13 protein-coding genes and 4 tRNA genes are annotated in these 18,121 nt (G+C 58.8%); all 17 read right to left on the bottom strand.

Features of this window, described 5'->3' with window-relative positions; translation table 11 throughout:
• Positions 1-25: 25 nt before the first annotated feature.
• The gene (locus DW754_RS04175) at positions 26-1,759 is read right to left on the bottom strand and encodes a glycoside hydrolase family 13 protein (RefSeq protein ID WP_233508862.1); all 1,734 of its coding nucleotides are present in this window, start codon (positions 1,757-1,759) and stop codon (positions 26-28) included.
• Positions 1,760-2,281: 522 nt separating this feature from the next.
• Positions 2,282-2,357: transfer RNA gene (locus tag DW754_RS04170), tRNA-Gly, on the bottom strand.
• Between the two features lie 42 nt (positions 2,358-2,399).
• Positions 2,400-2,473: transfer RNA gene (locus tag DW754_RS04165), tRNA-Cys, on the bottom strand.
• Between the two features lie 34 nt (positions 2,474-2,507).
• A tRNA-Gly gene (locus DW754_RS04160) sits at positions 2,508-2,583 on the bottom strand.
• Between the two features lie 105 nt (positions 2,584-2,688).
• A complete protein-coding gene (locus DW754_RS04155; RefSeq protein WP_117564450.1) occupies positions 2,689-3,435 on the bottom strand; it encodes an anti-sigma factor antagonist in 747 nt (248 codons plus the stop codon).
• A gap of 78 nt (positions 3,436-3,513) precedes the next feature.
• On the bottom strand, positions 3,514-5,859 hold the full coding sequence (locus DW754_RS04150; protein WP_117758573.1) for a GAF domain-containing SpoIIE family protein phosphatase: 2,346 nt from the start codon (positions 5,857-5,859) through the stop codon (positions 3,514-3,516).
• 59 nt (positions 5,860-5,918) lie between these two features.
• Positions 5,919-6,008 (bottom strand) — tRNA-Leu (locus DW754_RS04145).
• Between the two features lie 590 nt (positions 6,009-6,598).
• Complete coding sequence (locus DW754_RS04140) at positions 6,599-7,627, bottom strand: ABC transporter ATP-binding protein (protein WP_022094888.1); 1,029 nt, start codon at positions 7,625-7,627, stop codon at positions 6,599-6,601.
• Positions 7,627-8,718 (bottom strand): ABC transporter ATP-binding protein, encoded by a 1,092-nt coding sequence (locus DW754_RS04135; RefSeq protein ID WP_022094887.1) that lies wholly within the window; start codon positions 8,716-8,718, stop codon positions 7,627-7,629. Before DW754_RS04135 ends, DW754_RS04140 begins: the two co-directional genes overlap by 1 nt.
• Positions 8,719-8,720: 2 nt before the next feature.
• On the bottom strand, positions 8,721-9,656 hold the full coding sequence (locus tag DW754_RS04130) for an ABC transporter permease (protein ID WP_117640785.1): 936 nt from the start codon (positions 9,654-9,656) through the stop codon (positions 8,721-8,723).
• 14 nt (positions 9,657-9,670) lie between these two features.
• The gene (locus DW754_RS04125) at positions 9,671-10,708 is read right to left on the bottom strand and encodes an ABC transporter permease (RefSeq protein ID WP_117758574.1); all 1,038 of its coding nucleotides are present in this window, start codon (positions 10,706-10,708) and stop codon (positions 9,671-9,673) included.
• Between the two features lie 157 nt (positions 10,709-10,865).
• Positions 10,866-12,542 carry an ABC transporter substrate-binding protein gene (locus tag DW754_RS04120; RefSeq protein WP_117758575.1) on the bottom strand — a complete coding sequence of 559 codons (1,677 nt, stop codon included), beginning with the start codon at positions 12,540-12,542 and terminating at the stop codon, positions 10,866-10,868.
• Between the two features lie 290 nt (positions 12,543-12,832).
• The gene (gene secG, locus DW754_RS04115; protein ID WP_117758576.1) at positions 12,833-13,087 is read right to left on the bottom strand and encodes a preprotein translocase subunit SecG; all 255 of its coding nucleotides are present in this window, start codon (positions 13,085-13,087) and stop codon (positions 12,833-12,835) included.
• Positions 13,088-13,251: 164 nt separating this feature from the next.
• A complete protein-coding gene (gene gpmI, locus DW754_RS04110; protein ID WP_117758577.1) occupies positions 13,252-14,805 on the bottom strand; it encodes a 2,3-bisphosphoglycerate-independent phosphoglycerate mutase in 1,554 nt (517 codons plus the stop codon).
• Positions 14,806-14,810: 5 nt separating this feature from the next.
• Complete coding sequence (tpiA, locus tag DW754_RS04105) at positions 14,811-15,578, bottom strand: triose-phosphate isomerase (RefSeq protein ID WP_022094882.1); 768 nt, start codon at positions 15,576-15,578, stop codon at positions 14,811-14,813.
• Complete coding sequence (gene pgk, locus DW754_RS04100; protein ID WP_117758578.1) at positions 15,571-16,761, bottom strand: phosphoglycerate kinase; 1,191 nt, start codon at positions 16,759-16,761, stop codon at positions 15,571-15,573. The genes tpiA and pgk overlap by 8 nt, the downstream gene beginning before the upstream one ends.
• Positions 16,762-16,901: 140 nt before the next feature.
• Complete coding sequence (gene gap, locus DW754_RS04095) at positions 16,902-17,927, bottom strand: type I glyceraldehyde-3-phosphate dehydrogenase (protein ID WP_099431436.1); 1,026 nt, start codon at positions 17,925-17,927, stop codon at positions 16,902-16,904.
• Between the last annotated feature and the right edge of the window lie 194 nt (positions 17,928-18,121).

Here is an 18,121-nt window from a genome sequence, read left to right as displayed (position 1 = left end):
AACGCAAGCTCGCCGCAAGAGACTCCTATATCTCACCGAGCATGATCCAGGCAGAGCTGTCCTGCGCGAGCCTGCCGTCTGCAAGCGGTGATGAGGTGAGCAGGACTCTGCCCGCCGGCAGCTCCACGGGTACTGCGCCGAAGTTCGTCACACACGCCCAGCCGTTGTCGCGGCGATAGGCGATGACGCCACCCTCAGCGCCCTCGGCACCATCCGCAAGGCCGGTGCGCCCGTCGAGATTGAGCCACGCAAGATCGTTGGCGCACCCGCGCAGCTTGCGCCGCAGCCAGAGGGCGTCGCGATAGAGCGCAAGCATCGATGTCGGGTCCGCTTCTTCCCTATCGGCAGCGTAATCGGAAAACCATGCAGGCTGTGGCAGATGGGGCGCCGCATCGGCGTCCGCCGGTGAAAACCCAAACGATCCGCCCTGCGCGGGATCGTCCGCCGCCACCCACGGCAGGGGCACACGACAGCCGTCGCGCCCCTTCTCGCGCTTCGGTCCGTGCGTATTGGTCGCAGTGGGATCTTCGAGTGCAGCCCACGGAATGTCAGCCACCTCAAAAAGGCCGAGCTCCTCACCCTGATACACGTATGCCGAGCCCGGAAGCGCCAGCTCAAGCAAAAGGGCCGCCCGCGCGCGGCGCTCACCGAGTTCGCGGTCCTCGTCATAAGACGACCCGTCGCGTAAGAGCCAGTCGAGCGCAATCTGGTGGTAGCGCGTCGCCTTGATTTGCGGCAGGGCATAGCGCGTCGCCACGCGCGGCACGTCGTGGTTGGAGAGTACCCAGGTCGAGGCAGAATTGGATTCGATAGCCGCCTTCAAGCCCTCCTCGATTGCAGCGTGCATGTCATCATAGGTCCAAGTGGCCTTGGCAAACTCAAAGTTGAATGTCTGGCCAAGCTCGCTGGGACGCGCGTAGAGATACTGGCGCTCGGGCAGCACCCATGCCTCGGCAACGGCGCTGCGCGGCGGATTATAGCGGTCGAACACGCGGCGCCACTCGCGATAGATCTCATGGACCTCGTTGCGGTCCCACAGCGGATGGGTGCCGTCGCCAACCATGTCATCGCCCTCGGCGAGATGCCACCGGTCGAGGTCATCGCGGTCGAGATCCTTGGCGAGACCGTGCGCCACATCAATGCGAAAGCCATCGACGCCTCGATCGCTCCAAAACGCCAGGACGTCGCAAAAGAACGCGTGAACCTCGGGGCATGACCAGTCAAAGTCCGGTTGCTCGGGCGTAAACATGTGCAGATACCACTGACCGTCCGCAACACGCGTCCAGGCGGGGCCGCCAAAGTTGGCATTCCAATTGGTGGGAGGCAGCTCGCCGTGCTCGCCGCGACCATCGCGGAAGATATAACGGGCGCGCTCGGGTGATCCGGGGCCGGCGGCAAGAGCGGCTTTGAACCAGGGGTGCTGGTTGGACGAATGGTTGGGCACGATGTCGACGATGACCTTGATGCCGTGCGCGTGAGCCGCAGTGATCATGTCATCGAAGTCGTCAAGCGACCCGAGACGTGGGTCGACATCGCAGTAGTCCGCCACATCATAGCCGCCATCAACAAGAGGCGATGGGTAAAACGGGCTCAGCCAGATGGCCTCGATACCCAGCCGCTCAAGATAGTCCATCTGCTGGGTAATGCCCGCGATATCGCCCAGACCCGAACCAGTCGAATCCTTAAACGAGCGCGGGTAGATCTGATAGATCGCGGCGTCGGACATCCATGAGCGCGAAGAAGACTTTTCTGTAGCCATGGGGCGTATCTCCCTTGCAACGAGGTTATGCGAGATGCCCACGATGATACGCCCAAAGCGGACATTCGCGGCAAACAACGCCACAGCCACGCCCCAAACGCTCGCTCCCTCTCGGGTTCGAGTCTCCTGGGACGAATCGATCGATCAGTGAAAAGAACGGAAGGCCCACTCCTCCGGCCACGACAGCGAGCGGGCTCCGGGTGCCCCAAGTTGCCGCGAAAGAGGAGGGAAGCGTACTTTATGTACGCGACCGACGATTGAGGGGCAAGATGGGGTGCCCGGGGCTCGCGCAGCGTCAACAAAAAACGCGGTTCGTTAGAACCGCGTAAGATAGTTGGAGCGGACAACGGGGCGTCCGCGTATCCGCTTCGCGGATCCGCACCGGCTTCGGCCGCCTGCCGGCGACCTCGCCAGCTCGCTACAAACGCTCCGCGTTTGCTTAACGCTCGCTCCCTCTCGGGTTCGAGCCCAAGCGATGGGTACGAAAAAGCCCGGCTACCGTAGTAGTCGGGCTGCTGCGTTTGGAGCGGACAACGGGGCTCGAACCCGCGACCCCAACCTTGGCAAGGTTGTGCTCTACCAACTGAGCCATGTCCGCATATGTAAAACAAAACGGGCGCCGGAGCGCCCGGATGTTGCCTGGAGGCGAAGCCCGGATTCGAACCGGGGGTAAAGGCTTTGCAGGCCTCTGCCTTACCACTTGGCCACTTCGCCGAAAAAGGACCGCCTAAACGGTCCGAAAATGCAATGGAGCGGACAACGGGGCTCGAACCCGCGACCCCAACCTTGGCAAGGTTGTGCTCTACCAACTGAGCCATGTCCGCTTGCGGGTTATTAATTTACGCGAGTTGTCCAAAAGACGCAAGTACTTTTTTCAAAAAACTTGTCTGCCGCATGTTCTTAGTAGCTAAACGCGCTAAAGCGATTGGCTAGGCACACGATTCCAGCGCTCCGCTAAACAGCTTCACCATCTGCACGCGCGTGCCGGCGCCGTCCGTACGACGAGCAACCTCCACGTTATCGACGAGCATACGCATAAGCTTGATACCACGGCCGCGCTCCTCTGATGCGACCGGTTCGCTCGTTTCATCGATAGAATAGCCGGCACCTCGATCAAGCACCTCAACCACAACGCGATCGCTATAGGCCTGAACCGTCAGGACGCACCCGATACCGCCCGCATGGTCATAGGCATTACCCAGCGCCTCCCCCGACGCCAATGCGACATCGTAGCGCTCGTCACGGCGCAACGGAAGCGATTCAAGGAGTTCGGCGATACGATGTCGGTAGTATGGAAGATTCTCGATACCCTGACGGACCTCGACGCTCTTACTCCAGCGAGGCAGCTCCCCCACCGGAATGGCGGGAATAGACTCCCGTGCCGGCCCCGCGACATGAAGGATATCGACAAGACGAGCAATCTCCAAAAAGCGAACAACTTCACCTGATGCATTGACGAGCGAAAGCAGGCCTTCTCGCCTCATGAGCTCACGAGCGCGCGTAAGCAGGAATGCCAGGCCCGTCGAATCGATAAAGCTAACAGCCTGACAGTTGATGACGACACGACGCACGCCGCGGCCAATCAAAGCATCCAACCGCCGACGCAGCGCAGGCACCGTGGCGATGTCGATATCGCCTGGTGGCGTCAAAACCGCTATGTCATTCCACTCATTCATACGACCATGGTTCCCCAAAAAAGCCCACTCGATGCATTCGTTTCCCCAACCGTACGGATTCAGCCCGCCCAGCGTCGTCTATGAACGACCCCGTAAAAACTCAAGGGACACCAATGCAATGTCATCGTCCAGCGCCGATTCGGTAAATCGGTCAAGCTCGCCCAAGACCTTGCCGCAAATGCCCGACACGCCCTCACCCGAGACAGAGAGCAGAAGGTCGCGAAGGCGCTGCTCGCCAAAGAAAGCACCCGAGCGGTCACGCGCTTCGATTGTTCCGTCGGTGTACATAAATAGCATGTCACCAGGAGCGAACGTAAACACGCCTGTCTCGTATACCATGCTCTCAAAGGCACCGATTACCCCCGATTGGCATCCAAGCAGCTCGACCTCCCCCCCACGGGCCTCGCCGCCACCCAGCGGCATCGACTCTGGCCTGATGACCATGGTCGGAGGATGGCCCGCCGAACAATACGTTGCGCGTCCGGCTTTAAGGTCAATCTTGGCGATAAAGGCCGTCACGAACGTCTCGACCCTCGAAAAGCCCATGAGCATGCTGTTAAGGGAGCGTGCCATGCGGGCCGGTCCAGCGCCCTCCCAGGCATATGCCGTCAGGGCCGTCTTGACGAGCGCGGACATCGATGCAGCCTCAATGCCTTTGCCAGACACATCGCCCAGAATCATGACGGCGCAATCGTCGGGAAGACGGATGAGCGCATAGAAATCGCCGCCGACCAACGCCGAGTTCGTGGCCGACAGGTACACCGAATCGGCGGCGATTCCCGGAACATCCCCCAGTGAATTTCTCATGCCAATCTGGAGGGTCTGAGCGATATGGCGCTCCTCACGCTTTTGAGATTCGCCTTCATAGATCAGTTCAAAGTCATGAGCCAAGTGCACCAAGTAATCATATTCAAGGTCATCAATCGGCTCTTGGCTACCATCACGAAGCAGCAGCGCGCGCGTCGTCGGGCCCTTCGCAACAGAAGCAGGAACGATCGCGTCGTTACTGTGCTTGCCATCGCCCTCAGAGCGCGGGCGCCCCGCCTCGATGCCGGCGTCGACGTAGAGACCCTGGCAAGGCAGGCCATGCGCTCTAAGCCAGCCTCCCATAGGCATCGATTCGTCAACGCGAGTTATACGGACGTGTTTAAGGTCCTCGGCACTCGTGCCGCCCAAAACAGATGCCTCAAAGCCATCAGGGGCAGCCCCCAAACGTGCCGCTGGCGCCGTCGTGGAAAAGAAAAGCTTCTCGGGATCGTCCGGCAAAGCAACGCGACTGCCGCCTTCAAAATCTATGACGTAGGAATCCAGACTGGCGTCATACTCAATAGGGCAAAAATGGCAGTTGAGCATATTGCAGATCTCGGACGATACCGCCTGGGTAGCCGCGGCGGAATCGTCTAGAAAGGTAAACAACTCATCCCGCAAGACATTGAGCGAGCGGCCAAGCTCGGCCGTGCGACGGGAGCGAAGGCTCGATGCCATGCCGACCAGCTGGATAGACAGGTAATCGCAAATGACCTCGAGCACATTAACGTCATAGGCGAGCGGTGCCTGGGGGCGTTTCCAACCAACTTCCAGCACGCCAAGGATCTGCGTACCGTAAAAAACGGGAAGACAGATTTCACTGCGGTACGGAGGCATATCCTGCATGCGCAACAGGTGCTTAGAACGATTATCCAGGTCCATGAACATACCGGAGGCGGCCTTATCGCCCTCAAGGTCCTGTTGAATCGACAAGCGACAAGCACGCGACTCGCGAAGAACATACGTCGGAATGCCAGCGCCATACGGCAAAAACTCGGGCAGGTAGCTGTCGAGCAGCTCCTTGGAAACACCGCGAAGCTTAAAGCCGCCGCTCTCAGAAAAATAGATAGCGGCACCCGAAGCATCGAGCGTTCCTACAAGCTGGTTCAAAACGGTATCAAGCAGGCTGGGTAACTCATCGGAGCCCACAGTGCTCATAATGACCGAGAGCGTGCCAGAGAGACGCTTGTTCGCCACTCTAAGCTCCGATAACGCACGCTTGAGTTGCCGGTCGTGAGAATACTGTTCCTCGATACTGTGAAGCGCCACCAGGACACGTGGTGCGCGGCGCCCAAAGATGCGTGGAGGCGTTACGGAGCCCGCACGAACCAAGACGGGAATAAAAGAGCCGTCACTCAGTTTGAGCATCAGTTCGTTCTCGGAGCCATCAGTTTCAAATGGCAGACGATGTTCCGTCGCACGTTCAAAAGAGGACGAGTACAGGACGTCTTTAACATCTCCACCGATGACGTCGGCGCGTTCCTCGCACATCAAACCAAGTAAGCGATTATTCACATGCAGAATGGTTCCGTCGAGCTCGCAGATGATGACAGCATCGCTCGTGATCTCGACTAGTTGGGCAACGTCTGCCCACTCGTTGCGTTCAAGCGTTTCCATCGTGGACCCCACCGTCTATCGGTAACAAAAAAGCCTCCGAAGAGGCTTCTCAAATGCGATGGTGTCGGAGGCGGGACTTGAACCCGCATGACCAAAAAGCGGTCACTAGCACCTCAAGCTAGCGCGTCTGCCAATTCCGCCACTCCGACATGCTATGTTGTTGATTCGCGCTTCGTTTTGTTGGACCCGCGCGTTCAACGAGGAAGATAATAACCTATGATTCGAGAACTGTGCAAGCACTTTTTTCAAAAAAGTTTACGAATTTGTAAATGCGCAGGTAGATCCGTATGCCCGGCCCCGAATCGGTGTTGCCTCCCGGCGCGTCCTCGGGCATGGGCGATATTTTGCTACGCACTTCGTGCTGCAAAATATCGCTCCCCCTGCGGAATGCGCCGGGAGGCAACACCGATTCGGGGCCTACCAACACATACTCCAGGCACAGTTCTCAAACATGTTCTGGGGCTGATGCAAATTTGGTGGCTCGGCAAAGCCGAGCCCTTATATGGGGAGGCCGGAGCCAAAGCTCCGGCCTCACTAACTTTCCTATTAGATTAAGTGAGCGATCAAGGAATCTCACTCCCCTCTGCCGCGTTAACGCAGGGCCCGCCCTGGTGTTGCTTTTCAGAACATTCCGCAGGACGGAGGAAGCCCCGCAGCGCGTAGCGCGCAGCGGGGCTTCCGACATGTCCGAGGACGTTCTGAAAAGTAACACCAGGCGGGCCCGGACGAGAACAACCGACTACAGGTCGATGTGCGATTCCTTGATCGGGAACGGCTCCGCGAAGTGACAGGCGCAGCAGTGACCCGGTGCGACTTCCTTAAACTCGGGAAGCTTCTCGGAGCAGATGCCCTGCGCGATCGGGCAGCGCGTGTGGAAACGGCAACCGGTCGGCGGATCCAGCGGCGACGGCGGATCGCCAGCGAGAATGATGCGCTTGCGGGTCTTCTGGATATCCGGATCGGGCACCGGCACGGCAGACAGCAGCGACTGCGTGTACGGGTGGTGCGGCTCACTGTAGAGCGTCTTCCAGTCCGAAACCTCGACCATCTTGCCCAGATACATAACGGCAACGCGATCAGAAATGTGCTGCACGACAGAGAGGTCGTGAGCAATGAAGAGATAAGCCGTACCGAACTTGTCCTGGAGCTCCTTAAGAAGGTTCAGAACCTGGGCCTGAATGGATACGTCAAGCGCAGAGACGGGCTCATCGCAGATAATCAGCTTGGGCTTGAGCGCAAAGGCGCGGGCAATGCCGACACGCTGGCGCTGGCCGCCCGAGAACTCGTGCGGATAGCGGTTGATGTGCTCGGGATTCAGACCGACGACGTCCAGCAGCTCGCGGACGCGCTCGATACGCTCTTCCTTTGTACCCACGCCGTGAATGGTCATGGGCTCAGAGACAATCTCACCGATGGTCATACGAGGATTGAGCGAAGCATAAGGATCCTGGAAGATAAACTGCATCTCGCGACGCATGTCCTTGATCTCATGCTTGCTCATCTCGGCAACATCTTTGCCCTGGAAGAACACCTTACCGGCCGTCGGCTTGGTGAGGCGCATGATGGTACGGCCCGTGGTGGACTTACCGCAACCAGACTCGCCGACCAGACCAAAGGTCTCGCCAGGATAGATTTCGAACGAAATGTCGTTCACAGCAGAGACGACACGCTTGGAGAAGCGCTTGGCGAACATGCCGGACTCAGCGGGAAACTCCTTAGAGAGGTGCTCGACCTTCAGCAGCGGAGTACGCTCGTTGGTATCTGCCATTACGCCTCGCCTCCCTTCTTGGAATCCTTGCGCGTACGGGACGTCTCAGGAGCGTTCTTGAGGAACTCGGGGTCACCGGAGTAGTGGCACGCAGAGTAATGACCAGACTCGGTGACAACGCGCTCGGGGCGCTGCTTGCGGCACTTGTCCGTCGCATAGGGGCAACGAGGAGAGAAGACGCAGCCCTCAGGCAAGTTCATGAGCGAAGGCGGGTTGCCGTGAATCGGCGTCAGCGGCTTCTTCTCTTCGATGGCCTGCTCCGGGATGGAGCGGATAAGGCCCCAGGTGTAGGGGTGGCGGCTCTCGTAGAAGATTTCCTCAGCAGTACCGAACTCGACAGGACGGCCGGCATACATAACCATGATTTTGTCGGCCATATCGGCGACAACGCCCAGGTCATGGGTAATCATGATGATGGCGTTGCCGTTCTTCTCCTGCATTTCCTGCATAAGCTCAATAATCTGAGCCTGAATGGTAACGTCCAGGGCGGTCGTGGGCTCGTCGGCAATCAGAATATCGGGATCGCAGGCAAGGGCCATAGCAATCATGACGCGCTGACGCATGCCACCAGAGAACTGGTGCGGATACTCATTGACGCGCTTCTCGGGCTCGGGAATGCCAACGAGGTCCAAAAGCTCGGTGGCGCGCTTGAGCGCCTCCTGCTTGGAGTAGCCACGATGCAGACGAAGGCCCTCGCCCACCTGCTTGCCGATCTTATAGACCGGGTTCAAGGAGGTCATAGGATCCTGGAAGATCATCGCGATATCGTTACCGCGAATGTGCTGCATCTCTTCCTCGGTCATCTCGAGGATAGAACGACCGCGATAGCGAACGTCGCCGCCCTCAATCTTTCCCGGAGGCATCGAGATAAGACCCATGATGGTCATGGCGGTCACGGACTTACCGGAGCCGGACTCACCGACGACACCCAGGGTCTCGCCGCGATCGAGTGTGTAGGACACACCGTCGACAGCGCGAACGACACCATCTTCGGTATGGAAATACATCTTAAGGTCATCGACCTCGAGCAGATGCTGGCCCTCGGGAACCGGCTGGTCCTTCAGGTCCACATAGTTCTTGTTCTTCTTCATCCTTATGCGTCCTTCATCTTGACGTCGAGGGCGTCGCGCAGACCGTCACCCAGCAGGGTGAAGGCGAGCACCGTCGAGAGAATTGCCAGACCGGGCATGATCATCATCCAGGGAGCAGTCAGAAGATACTGCTGACCGTCCTGAATCATGGAGCCCCACGAAGGCGTAGGCGGGATAACGCCCATGCCGAGGAAGGACAGGGCAGACTCGGTCAGAATAGCGCCACCAATGTTCATGGTCGCATAGACCACGATAGAAGCAACGGAGTTCGGGAAGATATGGCGCATAACGATACGCGCATCGGATGCACCCATAGCGCGAGCGGCGTCAACATAGTCGTTCTCTTTGACCGTCAGGATCGCGGATCGGAAGACGCGCGCAATCGAAGGCCAGCCGAGAATGCCGATGGCGATAAAGACATTCTGAAGACCACGACCGATAACGGCAATCATGGCAACAACGAACAGCACGTACGGGAACGCCAGGAAGATGTCCGCACAGCGCATGATGATCGTATCCCAGATGCCGCCATAGAAACCGGCCAGGGCGCCCATGACCAGACCGATCACCGTGGAGATGGCGGTGGCCATAATACCGACGGAAAGCGAAACGCGTGCACCGTAGATAACACGGACGAGAATGTCACGACCAAGAGAGTCGGTGCCAAACGGGTGCTCGGCACACGGAGCCAGCAGCGACGTCTCGGCCATGGTGGTCGAGTCAGAAGCCGTAGGAGAGCCGAGCCAGGGCTTAGCCCACAGATCGGCGGTCAGGGCGACCACAACAACGATGATGATCCAGCAGACACCGATAACGGCGAGCTTGTTCTTACGAAGACGCTTAAAAGCGTCGCCCCACAGCGTGCGGGACTTGGCGGGAGCAGATGCGGCCTTGGTGGCGGTAGCCTGCTCCTGAGACTGAGAATCAGTTTCCTGCATGAGACGTACCTCCCTTAGGCCTTATCCGACGGACCGCCAAGGCGGATGCGCGGGTCGAGGAATGCATAGCTAATGTCGACGAGCAGGTTGATCACCATAACGACGACAACAATGAGCGTAACGCCGCCCATAACGATGGGCCAGTCGCGCATGCTAATGGCGCGGTAGACCTCGAAGCCGATGCCGGGCCAGTTAAAGACCGTCTCGGTCAGGATGGCGCCCGAAAGCATGCCGCCGAAGTCGACACCAATATAGGTAACGACGGGGATGAGTGCATTCTTAAGCGCATGCTTGATAATGATCGCGCGATTGGAGAGACCCTTGGCCTTTGCCGTACGGATGTAATCCTGGTTCATGACGTCAAGCAGCTGCGAGCGCATAATGCGGGCGGCATAAGCGGTCGAAACCGAAGCCAGCGTAATGGTCGGAAGCACATAGTGCATCCAATCCTGATACTGAGAGCTGGAACCGCCGGCACCCGAGATCGGCATGGAGAATGCACCGCCCGTGGCGTCCTTGAGAATGACGCCAAAGAACAGCTGCAGCAACATACCGAGCCAGAAGGCCGGGACGGCAACGAGAATCGACGTGGTGAGCGTTACCAAAATATCCCAGAAGGAATAACGCTTAACCGCCGAAATGATACCCGCACCGATACCCATGATTGCCTCGAGCACGATGGCGCACGCGGCAAGTTTGACCGTATACGGATACTTCTGGGCAAAGATTTCCGTAACCGGCAGCTTGCGCTGGTACGAATTGCCCAGATCGCCATGAAGCAGGCCGTTCATGTAATACAAGTAACGGTCCACGAGCGACGTTTGAACGGGGTCGCCGTTCTCGTCAAGGATCGCGTTGCCGTCCTCGTCCGTCTGGACCAGGTGATAGCGAACGCGAAGCTGAAGCTCCACCTCGGGGGACAGAGCCTTGTCTCCACCGATCAGCTTGATCGGATCTCCCGGCACGATATTCTGGAGGGCGAACAGAATCAGCGTAACGCCCAAAAACACCGGGATGAACTGAAGCACACGTTTAACGATGTACTTACCCATACCACTCCCCTATCTAGGGATTAACCTAAATGGGATGCCGATCGCCAGACCGGCATCCCAAAATTACCATCAGCCAGTTTACCCCAGGTTAGGGAGAACTGTATGTTTCCCATGAGGTCTACGTAAATACTTGACCCTCACGGAAGCTGCAAAACCCTTAGGCGAGCTCGGCGGTACCCAGATCGGCGTGCTTCTGCGGATCAACATAGAGATGCTTGACGCGGTCAGAGCCAGCGATGGTGTGCGTGTAGAACATCACCGGGATAACCGGGCAGTCAGCAGCGACCATGGCGTCGGCCTCCCGCATCTTGGCGATGCGCTCCTCGTCATCAACCGTGGTGCGGGCCTCGTCGACCTTGGCATCGAACTCGGGGTTGCTGTAACCGGAGCGGTTGTCGCCACCGAGGGAGTCGGAGTGGAACAGCGGGTACAGGAAGTTGTCCATGATCGGGTAATCGGCGATCCAGCCCAGACGGCCGAACTGATAGTTGAAGTTCTGATACTGCTCGAGCAGGGCAGACCACTCAGGGGTATCGGAGACAGCGGTAACGCCAACCTTGGCGAGGTCGCCGATGATGGACTCCATGATCTCCTTGTGACCACCGTCCTGGTTGTAGGAAAGGGTCACGCTAATGCCACGATCGCCGTTAGCGCCAGCGGGAGCGACCTTGTCGAGGTACTCGTTAGCCTTGTCGACGTCATAGGCGCAGAACTCCCATGCGCCCTCCTTGTAGCCGGCGATTCCCGGAGGAACAATACCGTCGGCGGGGGTACGGGTACCCTTGAAGATGGTCTTGCAGATGGCCTCACGGTTGATGGCCAGGGAGATGCCCTTGCGCAGGTCGGCGTTATTGAACGGCTCGGCCGTGGTGTTGCAGGTCAGATAGTACGTGGAAGGCTCGGCACCGAGCAGCATATGCTCGCCGTCACCCATGGTGTAACCGTCCTTGGACTCGCCACGGTCCTTCTTGGCGGCATCGATCTGAGCAACGGGAACGTCGCAGACATCGAGGTTACCGGCCTGGAACTCCTTGTAAGCGGTCTCCATGTCCTTGATGACCTGGAAGTGGATGCCATCGATCTTGGCCTTGTCGCCATAGTAATCGTCAAACTTCTTGAGGTTGATCTCCTGGCCATCCTCCCACTTACCGTCCATCATGAACGGGCCGTTACCGACCGGGGCAAGGTAGAAGCTCTTGACATCGGACTCGGCGCACTCGGGAACCGGGGACAGAGCCGGGTGAGAGGCGACGAAGGGGAAGTCGGCGTAAGCGGAAGACAGCTTGACGACGAGGGTCTCATCGTCGGGGCAAGTAACACCGCTGAGCTCGGTAGCGTTGCCGGCAAGCAGATCGTCATAGCCCTCAACCATGGAAAGGTGATAGGAGACCTCGGAAGGACCATACTCGGTGGCGATGGCCGACTTGGTGTTGACTAGACGCTCCCAACCGAGCTTGAAGGACTTGGAGGTAACGTCGTCACCGTTGTGGAACTTAGCCTTCTTGATCTTGAAGGTGAACTCGGTGGCGTCGTCGTTAGCCTCAAAGGACTCGCAAGCCAGCGGAACGATCTCGCCCTTCTCGGGGTCGTACTCCGTCAGAGCGTCGAAGAGCTGGTACTCGACCTGAGTGCCCTGATCCTCCTGGACGTTGTAGGGGTCGATGCAGACCGGGTTGTTGATGTAGAAGTTCAGCGTCGAACCGGAGTCAGATCCGGAAGCGTCGCCGCCCTTCTTGCCGCATGCGGCAAGAAAAGCCATGGAGCTCGCAGCGAGGGTGCCGCCAACAAAGGCGCGACGACCCATAACGGGCTGGTGGAACATAGAATCAGCCATGCCATCCTCCTTATGAGATAGGACAAAGTGAATTCGGCCGGGCAACGTCGAGACAGCCCAATCGAACCATTCAAACGCGGTCCGCCGTTATGGCTGGTTATGCAGTGCGGACCAACGTTTCGCAATACAGTAGCGCATTTTATGCACAATATGGCGCTAATTCCGGTTAACGGTCGAGAATTTCTTTAGTTAGGCGAAGTATGTGGGGATATTTTGACTCTGTTACAAGTCTGTAAACAAAAAGGGCCCCACACATGCGGGACCCTTTGCAAACGTATATACGCCGATGCTTAGTAGCCGACGATGCCCTGCGGGAAGAAGAACATGCACAGCACAACGCACACGGAAAACACGACAGCCATGATAACGGTCAGGCGGTCAAGGTTCTGCTCCATGACGCCCGTGGCAGAGCTGGAGTTATACAGCGAGCTAGCGATCATATCCGAAACGCCGGTGCCCTTACCGGAATGCATCAGAACGAGAATCGTCAGCGCCACGGCAGAAACAGCCCAAACGACAAACAGAAGAATCTGAAACGGACCCATAGATAAGCTCCTTAATAGAACAATTCAAACTCCAGTACTGTACCACAACCTCCAACACTCCCCCACCTGCCATTTAGGGACGGGGTAGAAATGGCAGAAATACCAAAAAGGGGGTCGTCCGGTTGTGGACAACCCCCTTACTAGAAAACGGTATTTGTTTTCTATTAGGCCTCGGTGGCGAGCACGCGACCCGTCATCTCGGCGGAAGGCTCAATACCAGCCATGGTGAGCATGGTCGGAGCGATATCGGAAAGACGGCCGTCCTCGATACCGGTGAGCTTGGCCTTATCATCAACGATGATAAACGGCACGCGGTTGGTGGTGTGAGCCGTAAACGGATGCTTGGAACCGTCGGAAGCAACGTCAAACATGTGGTCGGCGTTACCGTGGTCGGCGGTGATCAGCGCAAAGCCGCCCTTGGCGAGAATCGCCGGGACAACCTTGGACAGGGCATCGTCAACAGCCTCGACGGCCTTAACGGCGGCGTCGAAGACACCGGTGTGACCAACCATGTCGCAGTTCGCGAAGTTCACGATGTAGAAATCAGCGCGATCCTCGTTGATGGCGGCGACGAGCTTCTCGGTAACCTCGGGAGCGCTCATCTCGGGCTGCAGATCGTAGGTAGCAACCTTGGGGGAAGCGACGAGCACGCGCTCCTCGCCCTCCTTGGGCTCCTCGATGCCGCCGTTGAGGAAGAACGTCACGTGGGCGTACTTCTCGGTCTCGGCGGTGTGCAGCTGCTTCAGGCCATTGGCGGCGATAACGTCGGCCAAGACGTTCTCGGGGAACGTCTTGGGGAAGGCGACCTCGACGTCAAACGTCGGATCGTACTCGGTCATCGTCACAAAGTGCGAAAGCTTAATCTGCTCGCGCTCAAAGCCGTCGAACTCCTTGTCCGTGAACACGCGAGTCATCTGACGAGCGCGGTCGGGACGGAAGTTGAAGAAGATGGCCGCGTCGCCCTCGTGAATGCCCTCGTTGTGGGCAGCGAAGGGCTCGACGAACTCGTCGCCGCGCGGATCCTTCTCGTAGTAGGCCTTGATACCGGCAACGGGGTCGGTATCGGCATCGGACGCGTTGACCATGACGTCGTAGGCACGCTGGATGCGCTCCCAGCGGTTGTCGCGGTCCATGGCCCAATAGCGGCCCGAAACGGTGGCAACGCGAGCGTCGCAACCGGTCTCCTCGGAGATCTTAGCCAGGAAAGCGCAGAACTCGCTCATGTAGCCGGCACCGGACTGCGGGTCGACGTCGCGGCCATCCATGAAGGCGTGGACGCGAACGGTCTTGACGCCATGCTGGGCAGCCATCTTGACCAGAGCCTCGACGTGGTTCATGTGAGAATGAACACCGCCAGGGCTCATAAGGCCCATGAGGTGCAGGGTCTTGCCTTCGGCCTTGACGTCGTCCATAGCCTTGACGAAGACCTCGTTCTTGGCGATGGAGCCGTCCTTGATGGCGTTGTTGATGCGCGAAAGCTCCTGGAACACGATGCGGCCGGCACCGATGTTGAGGTGACCCACCTCGGAGTTGCCCATCTGGCCGTCGGGAAGGCCCACGTCCTCGCCCGAAGCACCGAGCGTGGTGTGGGGATACTGAGCGTACAGGCTATCAAGGAAGGGCGTCTTGGCAGCGGCGACGGCGTTCTCGCCATCGGCCGGAGCCAGGCCACAACCGTCCATGATGATCAGAAGTGCAGGAAGATGACGCTGTGCCATATGTCCTACTCGCCTGCCTTAACGACCATAGAGGCGAAATCGGCAGCCTTGAGCGAAGCGCCGCCCACGAGGGCGCCGTCAACGTCGGGCTTGGCGACGAGCTCGGCGATGTTGCCGGGCTTAGCGGAACCGCCGTAGAGAACGCGGATGCCGTTGGCGAGCTCCTCGCCGAACATCTCCTTGAGGGTCTCACGGATAGCGCCGCAGACCTCCTGAGCGTCCTCGGCGGTAGCGGTCTTGCCGGTGCCGATAGCCCAGATGGGCTCGTAGGCGACGACGACCTGCTTGGGGCAGGTGATCTCAAGACCAGCAAGGCCAGCCTTGACCTGGTTCACGACGTGCTCGACATAGGTGCCAGCCTCGCGGACCTCGAGGGACTCGCCGCAGCAGAAGACGGGAACAAGACCGGCGGCAACGAGGGCCTTGGCCTTCTTGTTCTGATCCTCGTCGGTCTCGTGGAAGTAATCGCGACGCTCGGAGTGACCGATGATGCAGTAGGTGCAGCCAGCGGACTTGAGCATGTCGCAAGAGGACTCACCGGTGAAGGCACCCTTGGCCTCCCAGTACACGTTCTGAGCACCGAGGGCGATGGGGGCAGCCTGAATACGGTCATGAACCGTGGTGATGTCAATGGTCGGAGGGCAGACGAGCACCTCGACGCCAGCCGGAACCTCGGGCAGAGCCTGAGCCAGCTCGTCGGCGAGCTTGGCGGCCTCGGCGACGTCGTTGTTCATCTTCCAGTTACCAGCGATAAGAAGGGTGCGATTAGGCATCGAGAAGCGCCTCCACTCCGGGCAGGGCCTTACCCTCGACGAGCTCCATGGAAGCGCCACCACCGGTGGAGATCCAGCTCATCTTGTCGGCCAGGTTGAACTTGTTGACAGCTGCGACAGAGTCGCCACCGCCGATGATCGAGGTGCAGTCGGCCTCGGCAACAGCCTCGGCAATAGCCTGGGTGCCGTGAGCGAAGTTATCGAACTCGAAGACGCCCATGGGGCCGTTCCAGAACACGGTCTTGGCGCCCTTGACAGCCTCGGCGTAGAGCTCCTCGGTCTTGGGGCCGATGTCCATGCCCTCACGATCGTCGGGGATAGCGTCGGAAGCGACAACCTCGGGGACAGCGTCCTCGCCAAAGTGATCGGCAACGCGGTTGTCGATGGGGAGCAGGATCTTGACGCCCTTCTCCTCGGCCTTCTTGAGCATCTCGCCAGCGCGCTCGACCCAGTCCTCTTCCTTGAGGGACTGACCGACGGTCAAGCCCTGAGCCAGGAAGAAGGTGTAGGCCATGCCGCCACCGATGATCAGGGTGTCAGCAGAGTCGATGAGGTGATCGAGAACGCCGATCTTGGAGGAAACCTTGGAACCGCCGACGATGGCGACGAAGGGGCGCTCGGGCTCGGCGAAGATGCCGGTCAGCGTGTCGACCTCCTTCTCGAGCAGGAAGCCAGCGACGGCAGGCAGGTAAGCGGCGGGGCCCACGACGGAACCCTGGGCGCGGTGAGCGGTGCCGAAGGCATCGAGAACGAAGACGTCACCATAGGAAGCAAGCTTCTTGGCGATCTCGGGATCGTTCTTCTTCTCACGCTTGTCGAAACGGACGTTCTCGAGAACGAGGACCTTGCCCGGCTCGACGGCGGCGACAGCCTCGGAAGCCTTCTCGCCGTAGGTGTCGGCGACAAAGGCAACGTCGAGACCAGAGAGCTCGGCCAGCTTCTTGGCGACAGGCTCAAGGGAGAGCTCGGGCTGGAAGCCGGTGCCATCGGGACGGCCGAGGTGGCTCATGAGGATGACGCGAGCGTTGTGCTCAACGAGGTAGTTGATGGTGGGCAGGGCAGCCTTGATGCGGGTGGTGTCGCCAACGACGCCATCCTTGATAGGCACGTTGAAGTCAACGCGGACGAGAACGCGCTTGCCGTCGACATCGATGTCGCGGACGGTCTTCTTGGTAAAGGCCATGTTTGCTTCTACCTTTCGTACGTGTCTGCCTCCCATTACGGCAGACGATTTCCTATAAAAAGGGCGCGACCCTAGGGTGTAAGCCCTATGAGGCCGCGCCCTTCTTTAGACGCTCAACGAGCTATTCGCTAAAAGCTAAATTAAGCAACGAACTTCTCGAAGTACTTGATGGTGCGGACCATCTGAGAGGTGTAGGAGTTCTCGTTGTCGTACCAAGAGGTGACCTGAACGAGGGTCTGGCCGTTGCCGAGGTCAGAGCACATGGTCTGAGTGGCGTCGAAGATGGAGCCGTGGGTCTCGCCGATGATGTCGGTGGAGACGATGTCGTCCTCGTTGTAACCGAAGGTCTCGGAGATGGTGGAAGCGTAGGCCTTCATAGCGGCGTTGACCTCGTCGACGGTGACCTTCTTGTCAACGACAGCGTAGAGGTTGGTGATGGAGCCGGTCGGCGTCGGGACGCGCTGGGCGGCACCGATGAGCTTACCGTTGAGCTCGGGGAGAACCAGGCCGATAGCCTTGGCAGCACCGGTGGTGTTGGGGACGATGTTGACGGCGCAGGCGCGGCTACGACGCTTGTTGCCCTTGCGCTGCGGGCCGTCGAGCGGCATCTGGTCGCCGGTCCAGGCGTGAATGGTGGTCATGATGCCGGACACGATGGGAGCGAAGTCGTTCAGACCCTTGGCCATCGGGGCGAGGCAGTTGGTGGTGCAGGAAGCAGCGGAGATGATGTTGTCCTCAGCGGTCAGCGTCTCGTGGTTGACGTTGTACACGATGGTGGGCAGATCGCTGCCGGCCGGAGCGGAGATGACGACCTTCTTGGCGCCAGCGTTGATGTGGGCCTGAGCCTTAGCCTTGCTGGTGTAGAAGCCGGTGCACTCGAGAACGACGTCGACGTCGAGGTCGCCCCAAGGCAGGTTGTTGGCGTCGGCCTCCTTGTAGATCTTGATCTCCTTGCCGTCAACGGTGATGGAATCCTCGCCAGCAACGACCTCGTGATCGCGAGCGTAGTTGCCCTGCGTGGAGTCGTACTTCAGCAGGTAAGCGAGCATATCGGGAGAGGTGAGGTCGTTGATAGCGACGATCTCGGAGCCCTCATGACCGAACATCTGACGGAAAGCCAGACGACCGATGCGACCGAAGCCGTTAATAGCAACCTTTACTGCCATTGTGTCTCCTTTCGTAAGGCCCCCGCAAGCTACAGCGCCCGCCGTTGAGGCCCACAAACTAACCACTCGCCTAATATACCTTTTTTTGACTTGAATTTCACGAGAATGCTCGAAATTGAAAATCAAATTTACGTTAAAACGTTTTCCTTGATTGTCATTTTCATTGCAACAGCCTCAGGACTCAGCGCAACGCG

This window comes from Collinsella sp. AM29-10AC (assembly GCF_003469085.1).
Classification (GTDB): domain Bacteria; phylum Actinomycetota; class Coriobacteriia; order Coriobacteriales; family Coriobacteriaceae; genus Collinsella.
This window is presented reverse-complemented; position numbering and strand designations above follow the sequence as displayed.